At 69.2% G+C, this 12859-nt stretch carries 12 protein-coding genes; 7 read left to right on the forward strand and 5 right to left on the reverse strand.

Annotated features, from left to right (window positions below; all coding sequences use genetic code 11):
* Positions 1 to 298 precede the first annotated feature (298 nt).
* The gene (locus tag ASC59_RS01745) at positions 299 to 2602 is read left to right on the forward strand and encodes a polyribonucleotide nucleotidyltransferase (RefSeq protein ID WP_055817810.1); all 2304 of its coding nucleotides are present in this window, start codon (positions 299 to 301) and stop codon (positions 2600 to 2602) included.
* Between the two features lie 82 nt (positions 2603 to 2684).
* On the opposite strand, the gene ASC59_RS01750 is transcribed toward ASC59_RS01745, so the two are convergent.
* From ASC59_RS01750 to ASC59_RS01760, 3 genes are all read right to left on the reverse strand, one after another.
* A complete protein-coding gene (locus tag ASC59_RS01750) occupies positions 2685 to 2918 on the reverse strand; it encodes a hypothetical protein (protein ID WP_055817812.1) in 234 nt (77 codons plus the stop codon).
* Positions 2915 to 3676, reverse strand: coding sequence for a winged helix-turn-helix domain-containing protein (locus ASC59_RS01755; protein WP_055817814.1), 762 nt, complete (start codon positions 3674 to 3676; stop codon positions 2915 to 2917). The genes ASC59_RS01750 and ASC59_RS01755 overlap by 4 nt, the downstream gene beginning before the upstream one ends.
* A gap of 199 nt (positions 3677 to 3875) precedes the next feature.
* Positions 3876 to 4343: an Lrp/AsnC family transcriptional regulator gene (locus ASC59_RS01760; protein WP_055822637.1), complete on the reverse strand. Its 468-nt coding sequence runs from the start codon at positions 4341 to 4343 to the stop codon at positions 3876 to 3878.
* 187 nt (positions 4344 to 4530) lie between these two features.
* Between ASC59_RS01760 and pdhA the strand changes: the two genes are divergently transcribed.
* The 4 genes from pdhA to ASC59_RS01780 all read left to right on the forward strand — a co-directional run bounded on the left by pdhA (position 4531) and on the right by ASC59_RS01780 (position 8605).
* Positions 4531 to 5766, forward strand: a complete 1236-nt coding sequence (gene pdhA / locus ASC59_RS01765; protein WP_082513572.1) for a pyruvate dehydrogenase (acetyl-transferring) E1 component subunit alpha — start codon at positions 4531 to 4533, stop codon at positions 5764 to 5766.
* A gap of 2 nt (positions 5767 to 5768) precedes the next feature.
* The gene (locus ASC59_RS01770) at positions 5769 to 6806 is read left to right on the forward strand and encodes an alpha-ketoacid dehydrogenase subunit beta (RefSeq protein WP_055817816.1); all 1038 of its coding nucleotides are present in this window, start codon (positions 5769 to 5771) and stop codon (positions 6804 to 6806) included.
* Positions 6800 to 8227: a dihydrolipoamide acetyltransferase family protein gene (locus ASC59_RS01775; RefSeq protein WP_055817818.1), complete on the forward strand. Its 1428-nt coding sequence runs from the start codon at positions 6800 to 6802 to the stop codon at positions 8225 to 8227. Before ASC59_RS01770 ends, ASC59_RS01775 begins: the two co-directional genes overlap by 7 nt.
* A 72-nt stretch (positions 8228 to 8299) precedes the next feature.
* Positions 8300 to 8605: a 4a-hydroxytetrahydrobiopterin dehydratase gene (locus ASC59_RS01780; protein ID WP_055817820.1), complete on the forward strand. Its 306-nt coding sequence runs from the start codon at positions 8300 to 8302 to the stop codon at positions 8603 to 8605.
* 144 nt (positions 8606 to 8749) lie between these two features.
* Here ASC59_RS01780 and ASC59_RS01785 read toward each other — a convergent pair whose 3' ends face one another.
* Positions 8750 to 9475 (reverse strand): MBL fold metallo-hydrolase, encoded by a 726-nt coding sequence (locus ASC59_RS01785; protein ID WP_055817822.1) that lies wholly within the window; start codon positions 9473 to 9475, stop codon positions 8750 to 8752.
* 105 nt (positions 9476 to 9580) lie between these two features.
* Here ASC59_RS01785 and ASC59_RS01790 point away from each other — a divergent pair, with 105 nt between their 5' ends.
* Complete coding sequence (locus tag ASC59_RS01790) at positions 9581 to 10150, forward strand: TetR/AcrR family transcriptional regulator (protein WP_055817824.1); 570 nt, start codon at positions 9581 to 9583, stop codon at positions 10148 to 10150.
* A gap of 210 nt (positions 10151 to 10360) precedes the next feature.
* Here ASC59_RS01790 and ASC59_RS01795 read toward each other — a convergent pair whose 3' ends face one another.
* A complete protein-coding gene (locus ASC59_RS01795) occupies positions 10361 to 11083 on the reverse strand; it encodes a TetR/AcrR family transcriptional regulator (protein WP_082513334.1) in 723 nt (240 codons plus the stop codon).
* A 102-nt stretch (positions 11084 to 11185) separates the two neighbouring features.
* Between ASC59_RS01795 and ASC59_RS01800 the strand changes: the two genes are divergently transcribed.
* The gene (locus ASC59_RS01800; protein ID WP_055817826.1) at positions 11186 to 12856 is read left to right on the forward strand and encodes a carboxyl transferase domain-containing protein; all 1671 of its coding nucleotides are present in this window, start codon (positions 11186 to 11188) and stop codon (positions 12854 to 12856) included.
* Positions 12857 to 12859 lie beyond the last annotated feature (3 nt).

Genomic DNA, 12859 nt, shown 5'->3' on the forward strand with positions numbered 1-12859 from the left:
TTGATCCGGTAGCTCGAGGGTTGCCGCCCGTTCCGACTGCCATCTGGCACGAGTCATCCGTTGTACGGATGCGAGAACGGACAACTCAATATCGAGCACTGACGGAGCAGGCTGGCAGAAGCTGGTCCCCTGTGGTGGATTACCATCCCGCCTCACTCGAGGCGTGCGCATGGTGGACTTCTACTGGTGGCCAGCACGAGGATCTCACATGAGCCCCTTAGTTCTGCCTGTTCCCCTGCTCCGGAGTATGAGTCGTGCCCACACGGGGCTTGCGACGTAAAACAAAGGAGAAGACCTCTTGGAAGGTCCTGAAATCACGTTCGCCGAAACTGTCATCGACAATGGCAAGTACGGCACCCGCACCATCCGCTTCGAGACCGGCCGTCTCGCCCAGCAGGCCCAGGGGTCTGCAGCCGCTTACATCGACGACGAGACCATGCTGCTCTCGGCGACCAGCGTCTCCAAGCAGCCGAAGGACAACTTCGACTTCTTCCCGCTCACGATCGACGTCGAAGAGCGCATGTACGCCGCCGGCCGCATCCCGGGATCGTTCTTCCGTCGCGAGGGTCGTCCCTCGACCGAGGCGATCCTCACCTGCCGCCTGATCGACCGCCCGCTGCGTCCGTCGTTCGTCGACGGCCTCCGCAACGAGATCCAGGTCGTCGTGACCGTTCTCGCCATCGCGCCCGACGAGCTCTACGACGTGCTCGCCATCAACGCGGCCTCCATGTCGACCCAGATCGCCGGCCTGCCGTTCTCCGGCCCGATCGGTGGCGTTCGCGTCGCCCTCGTTCCCGGTGAGCACGGAGGCGGCCAGTGGGTCGCCTTCCCGAAGCACTCGCTTCTCGAGGAGGCCGTGTTCAGCATGGTCGTCGCCGGTCGGGTAATCACGGATGCCGCCGGCAACGACGACGTCGCGATCATGATGATCGAGGCCGAGGCCACCGACAACTCGTGGAACCTCATCCAGGGCGGCGCCATCAAGCCGAACGAAGAGGTCATCGCCGAGGGCATCGAGGCATCGAAGCCGTTCATCAAGCAGCTCGTCGCAGCTCAGGCATCCGTCGCCGCCCAGGCGTCGAAGCCCACCGCAGACTTCAAGCTGTTCCCGCCCTACGCGCAGGAGACCTACGACGCCGTCGCTGAGATCGCCTACGAGGAGCTCAAGGGGATCTACCAGATCGCCGACAAGACCACGCGCCAGAACGCCGACGACGAGCTCAAGGGCCGCGTCAAGGAGGCCATCGCCGCCAAGGTCGAGGCCGGAGAGCTCGATGCCTCCGCCAACAACCAGGTGAGCGCCGCCTACAAGTCGGTCACCAAGCTCGTCGTGCGCTCGCGCGTTCTCAACGAGGGTGTGCGCATCGACGGCCGTGGCCTGGCGGACATCCGCCCGCTCGACGCCGAGGTCGCCGTCATCCCGCGCGTTCACGGTTCGGCCATCTTCCAGCGCGGAGAGACCCAGATCATGGGCATCACCACGCTGAACATGCTGAAGCTCGAGCAGCAGATCGACTCGCTCGGCCCGGTCACCAAGAAGCGCTACATGCACAACTACAACTTCCCGCCCTACTCGACCGGTGAGACCGGCCGAGTCGGGTCGCCGAAGCGTCGCGAGATCGGGCACGGCGCACTCGCCGAGCGCGCCCTCGTGCCCGTGCTGCCGTCGCGCGAGGAGTTCCCCTACGCCATCCGCCAGGTGTCCGAGGCTCTCGGCTCCAACGGGTCGACGTCGATGGGCTCCGTCTGCGCCTCCACCCTCTCGCTGCTGAACGCCGGTGTGCCCCTCAAGGCTCCCGTCGCCGGCATCGCGATGGGCCTCATCTCCGACACCGTCGATGGCCAGACGCGCTACGCCGCCCTGACCGACATCCTCGGTGCTGAAGACGCTCTCGGCGACATGGACTTCAAGGTCGCCGGTACCAGCGAGTTCGTCACGGCCATCCAGCTCGACACCAAGCTCGACGGCATCCCGGCATCGGTTCTCGCCGCAGCCCTCAAGCAGGCGAAGGATGCCCGCACGACGATCCTCCAGGTTCTGAACGCGGCGATCGACGCTCCCGACGAGATGGCACCGACCGCGCCCCGCGTGATCAGCGTGCAGATCCCCGTCGACAAGATCGGCGAGCTGATCGGCCCGAAGGGCAAGACGATCAACGCCATCCAGGACGAGACCGGCGCCGACATCTCCATCGAGGAGGACGGCACCGTCTACATCGGCGCCGTCGACGGACCGTCGGCCGAGGCCGCTCGTGCCCAGGTCAACGCGATCGCGAACCCCACCAACCCCGAGGTCGGCGAGCAGTTCCTCGGAACCGTCGTCAAGATCGCGGCATTCGGTGCGTTCGTCTCGCTTCTCCCCGGCAAGGACGGCCTGCTGCACATCAGCGAGGTCCGCAAGCTCGCCGGTGGCAAGCGCGTCGAGAACGTCGAAGACGTGCTGGGCGTCGGCCAGAAGATCCTCGTGGAGATCACGAAGATCGACGACCGTGGAAAGCTCTCCCTCGCGCCCGTCGTGGCCGAGGACGCCGACACCGAGGGCAGCGCTGCGCACAGCGCCGGCCCGGTCGAGCCCGCTGAAGGCGCCGACATCGAGGTGTAGTCCCACCCGTCTCAACTGAGACGACGCGAATGCCCGCTTCCGTGATGGAAGCGGGCATTTTCGCGTTCTGGGGCGTCGGTTCTCAGCCGAGGGGCAGGAACGTCGACGACCGGATGAGGGCGTCGCGCTCGTCGAGCGCGGCCTGCGCCATGCGCTGGTCGTGCAGGGTGCGCAGCATCCGTTCCCGGTCGTTCAGGCGTGATGCGTGGCGGCGCCCCCAGACCTCGAGCGTGCGGCCGACCCTGACGGCGAGGCCGGCGAGCACACCGGGGAGGCTGACGTCGGTGTTCGTTCTCGATGCGGATGCGGTGGTCATGATTGCTTCTCCTGTCCCGGTGCCTGGGTGTCCTGGGTGTTATCGGTGTTCTGGGTGTTCTGGGTGTTCTGGGTCGAGCCACTGCCCTGTCGCCGGGGCGCGGTGCTGCCGTCGGGCCCCGTCGGTTCTCCCCGCACCAGCGGAAAGGCGTTCACGTGGATCTGCACGGGGCGCGAGCCGGGGGAGGGGTTCTGCTTGTAGGCGTCGATGTACTTCCACAGCACGGTGTCGAAATCGACGACGAGCTGGTGCAGCTGCTCGGGGGTGAGTCTGAGGTTGGTGGTGTCGCTCGCCGCGATGCTCAGCCACTCCTGACCGAAGACGCTCTCACCCTCGGCGAGGTACTCGTGGAAGTTCGCTTCACGGGAGCGCATCCATTCATCGGTGATGAGCTGGGTGGCGAGGCGTTCGGGGCTCGCGGGCGGAAACTCGCTCGGTTCTGGCGTGGCGATCGACCCGGGACGACGCTCCCACCAGCGCTCGCGGGCGGTCCCCAGGCTCTCGTCCTCGCGCACGAGCCCTGCCTTCTCGAGCTGCCGCAAGTGGTAGCTCATCACGCCGCTGGACTCGCCGATGCGCGTCGCCAGACCGCTGGAGGTGAGGGGACCGTAAGCCGACAGTTCGTCGAGGATGCGCACCCGAAGCGGATGCGCCAGTGCCCGCAGAGCGGTCGCATCGAGCACGGCGTCGCGCCCGGGGTGCTGGGTGCTGCTCGCCGCCGCGCTGCGCTGCTGGCCCTCGTTCTCTGGCTCGGTCATGATGCAAAGATACGCTTGCAAAGAACCATTTGCAAGCATCCGTTTGCATTGCGGCGATGACCTCACCGCACGGGTGGCGAGGAGGTGGTCGACGCTCGCCGAGAACGGAGTTCGCGCGGGTGTGCAGGCGGCGCACCCGCGCGATCTTCGTACTCGGCGTCGCCGACCCTCGTGAACGTCGGTTTCGAGGCCGGTGCCCTCACTCCACGGCGCGGTCCAGCAGAGGGCGCAGCCTGAACGGCACCAGTTCGCCCATCGACAGGCTGGTCTCGGTGCGTTCCACCCCGTCGATCGCGAGAATCTCGCCGTCGATCCGGAACAGGTGCTCCGCATCGGTGCACACCACCTGCACCAGGAGGTCGATCTGTCCGCTCAGTCCGTGGGCCTGGATGACCTCGGGTATCGCCGCGACGGCATCGACGATGGCGCCGAGGGACTTCTGCTGCACGTGCACCGCGATGAAGGCCGACAGCGGGTAGCCCAGGGCTGTCGCGTCGATGCGGCGTTCGAGCGACTGGAGCACGCCGGAGGTGCCCAGTCGCGCCAGGCGTGTCTGCACGGTGTTCCGCGAGAGTCCCAGCCTGTCGGCGAGCGCGACGGCAGTGGCCCTCGGGTCGTCGCTGAGGGCGCGGAGCAGGTGCACGTCGGTGGCGTCGATCGGTTGCATGATGCGCAACGATAGCAGCGGCATCCGGGTGCGGATAGTGCAACATGCTCAACGACGGTGCCGGTGATTGTGCCGGATGCTCACTGGGCTTATCTTTGAAGCACCACCCGCAGTGTCGCGGATGGTCGATCGGCAGAGCTCACGAGGCTCGCCGTTCGCGGTCGCGACAGAGAAGGTTGCGCAGACGATGACGATCCACCAGTCACTTCCGCCACTCACCGACGCGGGCCCCATGGCCTCCGATGCGATGGTGCAGCTCATCACCCCCACGGGCGCTCGGCGTCAGAACCCGGTCTTCGACCCGTGGGTCGCCTCCCTCACCCCGACCGAACTCCTCGGACTCTACGAGGACATGGTCGTCATCCGGAGAACGGATGCCGAGGCCACGGCCCTGCAGCGTCAGGGCGAACTCGGGCTCTGGCCGCCGGTGCTCGGCCAGGAGGCCGCGCAGATCGGCTCCGGCCGTGCGCTCCGCCACGATGACTTCGTCTTCTCGAGCTACCGCGAGCACGGTGTCGCCTACTGCCGGGGAGTGAAGCCTGCGCAGGTGACACCGGTCTGGCGCGGGGTGGCGGCCTCGGGCTGGAACCCGTACGACGTGAACATGGCCGCGCCCCAGGTGATCATCGGAGCGCAGACCCTGCACGCCGTCGGCTACGCCATGGGCATCCAGAACGACGGCGACGATGCAGCGGCCATCGCCTACTTCGGCGACGGCGCCACGAGCGAGGGCGACGTGAACGAGGCCCTGGTCTTCGCCGCCAGCTTCAGGGCACCCGTCATCTTCTTCTGCCAGAACAACCAGTGGGCGATCTCCGAGCCCGTCGGCCTCCAGGCCCAGCGCAGCATCGCCGACAGGGCGCCGGGGTTCGGCATCCCGAGCCTGCGCGTCGACGGGAACGACGTGCTCGCCGTGATGGCCGCGACCCGCGTGGCGCTCGACCGGGCGCGCACGGGTGGTGGCCCCACGTTCATCGAGGCTGTGACGTATCGCATGGGTCCGCACACGACGGCCGACGACCCCACGCGGTACCGCCCCCAGGGCGAGCTCGAGGAGTGGCGGGCGAAAGATCCGATCGCGCGCTTCGCGGCCTTCCTCACCGAGGTCGGCATCCTCGACGACGCCGGCGTGGCCGCCGTCGCCGAGAAGGCCGACGCCGTCGCCATGGAGCTGCGGTCGGCCTGCATAGCGCTCCGCGACCCCGCCGCTCTCACGGTGTTCGACAACGTCTACGCCGAGCCGAACACGACCATCGACAGGGAGCGCGACCAGTACACGCGCTACCTGGCCATGTTCGATGACGGCGAAGCGGATGCCGCCGGCGCGGTCGCGGCACCCCCGACCGCGTCGACATCCAGCACGGCATCCGCGCCGACATCCAGCACGGCATCCGCCACCGCATCCGAAGGGACGGACCGATGACCATGCTCGATGCGCCAGTGGACACCCAGACCCTCACCCTCGCGAACGCGATCAACGCAGGTCTCCGCCGCGCCCTGCACGACGATGACAGGGTGGTGCTGCTCGGCGAGGACATCGGCACGCTCGGCGGCGTCTACCGCGTGACCGACGGGCTGCAGCGCGAGTTCGGCGCCCGTCGCGTCGTCGACACCCCTCTCGCCGAGGCGGGCATCCTCGGCACCGCCGTCGGTCTCGCGTACAGGGGCTTCAGGCCCGTCTGCGAGATCCAGTTCGACGGCTTCATCTACCCGGCCTTCGACCAGATCGTGGCGCAGGTGGCCAAGCTCCATTACCGGACTCAGGGCGCCGTGCGCATGCCGATCACGATCCGCGTGCCGTTCGGCGGCGGGATCGGCGCCGCGGAGCACCACTCCGAGTCGCCCGAGGCCTACTTCACGCACACCTCAGGACTGCGCGTCGTCGCAGTGTCGAACCCGCAGGACGCGTACACGATGATCCGCCAGGCCATCGCCAGCGACGATCCGGTGCTCTACTTCGAGCCCAAGCGCCGCTACCACCAGAAGGCTCCGGTCGAGCTCGACGGCCCACTGTCGAGTGCCGAGCCGATGGGGTCGGCGCGTGTCGTCGTCCCCGGCGATGACGTCACCCTGCTCGCCTACGGACCGCTGGTGCAGACGGCGACGGATGCAGCACGGGCGGCATCCGCCGACGGCATCTCCCTCGAGGTCATCGACCTGCGCTCGCTGGCGCCCGTCGACTACGCGACCATCGAGGCGTCCGTGCGTCGCACCGGCCGCCTCGTGATCGCCCACGAGGCCGGATCGCAGGGCGGCATCGGCGGGGAGATCGCCGCGAGCGTCACCGAGCGCTGCTTCAGCTACCTCGAGCATGCACCTGTGCGGGTGACGGGCTTCGATGTGCCCTACCCGCCGTCGCGGCTCGAGGTGCACCACCTGCCCGGCCTCGATCGCATCCTCGACGGCGTCGATCGCGCCCTGGGCCGCAGCAACTCGTTGAGCGAGCTGGAGGCGGGCTGGTGAGCGTTCTCAAGGACTTCCGCCTGCCCGATCTGGGCGAGGGACTCACCGAGTCCGAGATCGTGAACTGGCACGTCGGCGTCGGTGACACGGTGACGCTCAACCAGGTGATCGCCGAGGTCGAGACCGCCAAGGCCATCGTCGAGTTGCCATCGCCATACGCGGGCATCGTCGCGCGGCTGTACGCCGAGCCGGGAGTCACCGTGAACGTCGGGGAGCCGATCGTCGCGTTCGAGGTGGAGGCGTCGGCCGGACTCGTCGGGTCGCGCGCGACGGATTCGGCTCCGGATGCCGCGTCTTCTGCTGCCGGATCCGCTTCTCGAGGCACTCCGGACGCACCGGCGCCGAACTTGGTGGGATACGGCGCCCGCGTCGAGAACGGCGTGCCGCAACGACGCGCCCGACGCACGGACGCCGGGCAGTCCGCCCCGCAGTCCGCCCCGCAGTCCGCACCGGCGACGTCGCCGGAGCCGCTGGCTTCGGAGCCGCCCGCTACCGCGACACCTCCTGCACTCCGGCCCGATCGTCCTCGCTCGACGCCGCCCGTCCGCAAGCTCGCCCACGATCTCGGCATCGATCTCGACCGGCTCACCGGCACCGGGGATCATGGACTCATCACCCGGGAGGATGTGGAGGCAGCCGCATCCGCGATGCCCTCAGGGGCCGGCGACGTCCCGGACCGGCCGGCCCCTGAGCCCTCGTCGGACCACGGTTCCGGTGCTGTGCGCGAGACCCGCACGCCCATCCGCAGCGTGCGCAAGCACACCGCGGCCGCGATGGTGCAGAGCGCGTTCACGGCACCGCACGTGACCGAGTTCCTCACGGTCGACGTCACGGCCACCATGGAATTGCTCGGTCGACTGAAGCAGGATCGGGCGCTCGCCGAACACCGCATCGGCATATTGGCGCTCGTGGCCAAGGCGCTGTGCATCGCCCTGCGACGCAACCCGTCGCTCAACACGCACTGGGACGACGTGGCCCAGGAGATCGTGGAGTACCACTACGTCAACCTGGGCATCGCAGCCGCGACTCCTCGCGGGCTAGTGGTGCCGAACATCCCGGATGCCGACGGTCTCACTCTGCCGGCGCTCGCCGATGCTCTCGCCACTCTGACGGCGACAGCCCGTGAGGGGCGCACGGAACCGGCCCGTCTCACCGGCGGCACGATCTCCATCACCAACATCGGTGTCTTCGGAATCGATGCTGGCACTCCGATCCTGAACCCGGGCGAGGCCGCCATCCTCGCGATGGGAGCGGTGCGCCGCGAACCGCGCGAGCACGAGGGCGGCATAGCGCTCCGCGACGTGATGACGCTGAGCCTGTCCTTCGATCACCGGCTCGTCGACGGCGAGCAGGGGTCGCGGTTCCTGGCCGACATCGGCACGATGCTGCGAGATCCGGCCCGGGTGCTCGCGATGGTGTGAGGCATCCGTCGCCCCGATCCAGGCTGTGGATGGCGCTGTCCAGCGCACGCCCCTGTGGTGGAGGATGGCGGCATGGCAACCCTCGATGAATCCGACACGGCCGCCGACCTCGACGGCACAGCCTTCACCCATGAGGACGACTCCCTGACGGCGTCGTTCTCCACCACCGACTTCGCGAGCGCCGTGCGACTTCTCGATGCCGTCGCCGTGGTGGCCGAGGAGCTCGATCACCATCCCGACGTTCTGGTCGGCTACGGGTCGATCGTCTTCGACCTCAGTTCCCACGACGCCGGGGGAGTGACCGCGCGCGACGTGAGGCTGGCCAAGCGCATCCAGGCTCTCGCCGAGGAGCAGGGAGCGACGCCAGCGGTGGAGTAGGAGGGCGCCCGCGTCGGCGCCGCGGTCTGGGCGCCGCCCGCCCGCCCGCTCCCTCGCCACGTGTGGCCGCCGATCACCCCTCCGCTCGCCAGTTGTGGCCGCCAGGCGCTCCTCGAAGCGGCCACGAGTGGCGACGCGGCGCGATCAGGGTGCGACCGCGGATGCGGCTGCCCGCACCTGCCTGATCGCCTCGTCGCTGTCGCCCTGCCAGGGCGCCCCGTGCCCGGGCAGCACCCATGTGGCGCCGAGTCCCTCGAGACGAGCCAGCGACTCGATCGCCTGAGCCGGCTCGTCGGTGAACGGAGCGGGCTGCGGTCCGCGGCTTCCCGTGAGCACGTGCCGCGTGGTGAGGGCGTCGCCGACGAAGAGCGCACCGACGGTGGGAACGTGAATGGCGACGCTTCCGGCGGAGTGTCCCGGGAGGCCGATGATGCGCGGTGCGCCGGGCAGGTCGAGAACGTCGCCATCGGTCATGGTCGCTACCTCGCTCAGGTAGGTGGTGCGCAGCCCGCCCTTGCGTGCGGCATAGGCGAAGAATCCCGCCACGGCGCCCGGCCGCATCCGTCCCCACTCCGGCTTGGTCTTGACCTCGCCGCGGGCACGCGCCGCGTCTGCCTCGTGCACGTAGATCGGGACACCCTGCTCCCGGCGCAGCCGTTCCGCGAAGCCTATGTGGTCGCTGTCGCCGTGGGTGAGCACGAGTCCGCGCACGTCGCCGATGCTCCGGCCCATCGTGGCGAGCTCCTTCTCCAGCTCGCGCCAGTGGCCGGGGAGACCGGCGTCGATGATGGTCACGCCGTCGTCGGTGTCGACGAGGTATGCGGCGACGATGTCGTTGCCGATGCGATGCAGCGATGGTGCGAGTTGCATGTCCTGAGAACCCTTCGGATGTGTGATGATCGTCCTGATGGCTATGCTACGTAGCCTTGATGGCTAAAGTCAATAGCTATCGATCCATTCACCGAAGGAGACCGGATGCCGACCCCCGACCGCACCTCGCTCGAGGCCATCATCGCCGCGGGCCGCGCGATCCTGCGGACCGACGGCCTGTCTGGACTCACCATGCAGGCCGTCGCCGAGCGCGTCGGTGTACGCGCGCCGTCGCTGTACAAGCGGGTGCGCGGACGCGACGACCTGCTGCGCCTCGTCGTCGAGGCCTCCCTCCACGATCTCGACGTGCGCGTCGACGCAGCGCTCGCTGCCAGTGGGGGAGCGGGCCAGGGCGACGCCCGCGCCGACCTGGTCGAGCTCGCCCGCACCATGCGCACCTTCGCCCGCGAGAACCCGGCGGAGTACCGGCTGATCTTCGCCGAGGTTCCGGATGCCGCCCACGCGAGTGCCCTCGATCGTTCGAGCGCGGCGGTCCTGATGGTCGCCGAGCGCCTGGTCGGCGCCGACGACGCCCTCCCGGCGGCCCGCACCATCACGGCGTGGGCGAACGGCTTCATCAGCATGGAACTCGCGGGGGCGTTCCGCCTCGGCGGAGACGTCGACCAGGCGTTCGAGTACGGAGCGCGCCGCATCGCCGCCGCCCTCGCCGACTGAGTCGGCGCCGGGTTCACCGGCCGCACGCCAGCTGTGGCCGCTGCGTTCCCTCCCGCGCGCCACCTGTGGCCGCTGCGTTCTCTTCCGCGCGCCACTTGTGGCCGCTGCATCCGTCGCCCAGTGGCCACAGGTGGCGAGCGGTGGGGGAGGATCGCGCGGCGCCGGAGCGCGGCGTCGGGCGCCGGACGTGCGGTGCGCGGGGCGCGCCGACTAGGCCTCGAGTGACGCGAGCGCCATCTGCTCCAGCGCAGCGCACACCACTGCATCCGCGGGCTGACGGGTTCCGGTCCTGGCGCTGTGCGGCGTGGAGTTCATCAGGCCGAACGCGGCGTGGGCGCGCACGCGCAGCTCGGCATCCGTGCGCGCCGGATGCAGCAGGCCGAGCACGCCCACCCAGAGCTCGACGTAGCGACGCTGCAGGCTGCGCACAGCGTGGCTGTCGGCTGCGGCGAGGCTGGCGATGTCGCGATCCTGCACGAGGATGACGTCGGCGTTGCCGAGCGCGAAGTCGACATGGAAGTGCACGAGCGCGGCCAGCGCGTCGGCCGCGGCGGGGGCTGCCTCCACCACGGTGCGGCCTCCCTCGAGCAGGCCGGTGCTCGCGTCGAGGAGGATGGCGGCGAGCACGGCCTGCTTGCCGGAGAAGTGCCTGTACACCGCGGGTCCGCTCACCCCGGCGGCCGCTCCGAGGTCGTCGATCGAGACGCCGGCGAATCCCCGCTCGGCGAACAGGGCCGCTGCGGCCGCCAGCAGCGTGCCGCGGCGGTCAGCCTTCGCGCGGGCCCGCTCGGTGGGAGCAGCAGCGGCGGTGGTGACGGCACCCGACGACACGGGGGCCGGGGACGCCGGTGACGCCGGTGAGACCGAGGAGGCCGCCGAGGCCGCCGAGACGGCCGAGTCCGTTGAGGCTGCGGGCCGAGGGGTGCTTGCCATTTCAGTTAACGCTCGCTAACGTTGAGTCCAGTTAGTGAACACTAACCGAAAGCACGCGGAGCCCACAAGGAACCGCGCCGTCGATGGAGACGAGACCACCGGATGCCGCCACCCACCAGCGCTCCCAGTACCCCGCCGGCCCCTGCCGCGCCTTCCGCAGCCGCGACCGCTGCCGCCACCGGCGCAGCCGCGAACGCCACCGCGCTGGACGCCCTCGTCGCCGAGCTGCACGCCCGCCTGGCCACGGCGGCCGAGGGCGGGAGTCAGGCCTCCCGCGACCGCCACACCGAACGCGGCAAGCTGCTGCCCCGCGACAGGGTCGACAGGCTCCTCGACGACGGCAGCCCCTTCCTCGAGATCGCGCCGCTCGCCGGTGACGGCCTCTACGACGACGCCACTCCGGCAGCCGGCCTCATCGCAGGCATCGGGCTCGTGCACGGACGCCATGTGCTGGTCATCGCCAACGACGCAACGGTCAAGGGCGGCACCTACTACCCGATGACGGTCAAGAAGCACCTGCGCGCGCAGGAGATCGCCTTCGAGAACCGCCTGCCGTGCATCTACCTCGTCGACTCCGGCGGTGCGTTCCTGCCCATGCAGGACGAGGTGTTCCCCGATCGCGACCACTTCGGCCGCATCTTCTTCAACCAGGCCCGCATGTCGGCTGCCGCCATCCCGCAGATCGCCGCGGTGCTCGGCTCGTGCACGGCCGGTGGTGCCTACGTTCCCGCCATGAGCGACGAGACCGTCATCGTGCGCGGGCAGGGCACGATCTTCCTGGGTGGCCCGCCGCTCGTGAAGGCCGCCATCGGCGAGATCGTCACTCCCGAGGAACTCGGCGGCGGTGAGCTGCACTCCCACACCTCGGGCGTCACCGATCACCTCGCGGAGAACGACGAGCACGCTCTCGCCATCGTGCGTGACATCGTTGCGACCCTGCCGCAGCCGGCGGCATCCGCCTGGCCGGTGCTCGAGCCGATGCCTCCGCTGACGGATGCCGCCGACCTCGCCACAGTGGTCCCCGTCGACGTGCAGCAGCCCTACGACGTGCACGAGGTGATCAACCGCATCATCGACGCCCCGACGGCGGACTCCGACTCCTCGACCGCCTTCCACGAGTTCAAGAAGGAGTACGGCGACACTCTCGTCACCGGCTTCGCGCGCATCCACGGGCACCCCGTCGGCATCATCGCGAACAACGGCGTGCTGTTCAGCGAGTCGGCCATGAAGGGCGCCCACTTCATCGAGCTGTGCGACCAGCGCGGCATCCCGCTGGTGTTCCTTCAGAACATCTCGGGATTCATGGTCGGCCGAGATGCCGAGGCGGGCGGCATCGCGAAGCACGGCGCCAAGATGGTCACCGCCGTCGCCACGACGCGCGTGCCGAAGCTCACCGTCGTGATCGGCGGCAGCTTCGGCGCCGGCAACTACTCCATGTGCGGTCGGGCGTACTCTCCGCGGTTCCTCTGGATGTGGCCGAACGCCCGCATCAGCGTGATGGGCGGCCCGCAGGCGGCCTCGGTGCTCGCCACGGTCAAGCGCGATCAGCTTGAGGCACGCGGACAGGACTGGTCGGCCGACGACGAGGCCGCGTTCACAGCCCCCATCCGCGATCAGTACGAGACGCAGGGCAGCCCCTACTACTCGACGGCCCGACTCTGGGACGACGGCATCATCGACCCGGCCGACACCCGCACTGTTCTCGGCCTCGCCCTCGACGTGTGCTCGCGCACGCCGCTTCCCGAGCCGCGCTTCGGCCTCTTCCGGATGTGACCG

The sequence above is a fragment of the Leifsonia sp. Root1293 genome, assembly GCF_001425325.1.
Classification (GTDB): Bacteria; Actinomycetota; Actinomycetes; order Actinomycetales; family Microbacteriaceae; genus Orlajensenia.

What these genes read in the sequence shown, in the direction of transcription:
- ASC59_RS01785 (WP_055817822.1), bottom strand. Translation starts at nt 9,475, where the DNA reads ATGCAACTCGCACCATCGCTGCATCGCATCGGCAACGACATCGTCGCC.
- pdhA (WP_082513572.1), top strand. Translation starts at nt 4,531, where the DNA reads ATGACGATCCACCAGTCACTTCCGCCACTCACCGACGCGGGCCCCATG.
- ASC59_RS01800 (WP_055817826.1), top strand. Translation starts at nt 11,186, where the DNA reads ATGCCGCCACCCACCAGCGCTCCCAGTACCCCGCCGGCCCCTGCCGCG.
- ASC59_RS01755 (WP_055817814.1), bottom strand. Translation starts at nt 3,676, where the DNA reads ATGACCGAGCCAGAGAACGAGGGCCAGCAGCGCAGCGCGGCGGCGAGC.
- ASC59_RS01795 (WP_082513334.1), bottom strand. Translation starts at nt 11,083, where the DNA reads ATGGCAAGCACCCCTCGGCCCGCAGCCTCAACGGACTCGGCCGTCTCG.
- ASC59_RS01780 (WP_055817820.1), top strand. Translation starts at nt 8,300, where the DNA reads ATGGCAACCCTCGATGAATCCGACACGGCCGCCGACCTCGACGGCACA.
- ASC59_RS01760 (WP_055822637.1), bottom strand. Translation starts at nt 4,343, where the DNA reads ATGCAACCGATCGACGCCACCGACGTGCACCTGCTCCGCGCCCTCAGC.
- ASC59_RS01770 (WP_055817816.1), top strand. Translation starts at nt 5,769, where the DNA reads ATGCTCGATGCGCCAGTGGACACCCAGACCCTCACCCTCGCGAACGCG.
- ASC59_RS01750 (WP_055817812.1), bottom strand. Translation starts at nt 2,918, where the DNA reads ATGACCACCGCATCCGCATCGAGAACGAACACCGACGTCAGCCTCCCC.
- ASC59_RS01790 (WP_055817824.1), top strand. Translation starts at nt 9,581, where the DNA reads ATGCCGACCCCCGACCGCACCTCGCTCGAGGCCATCATCGCCGCGGGC.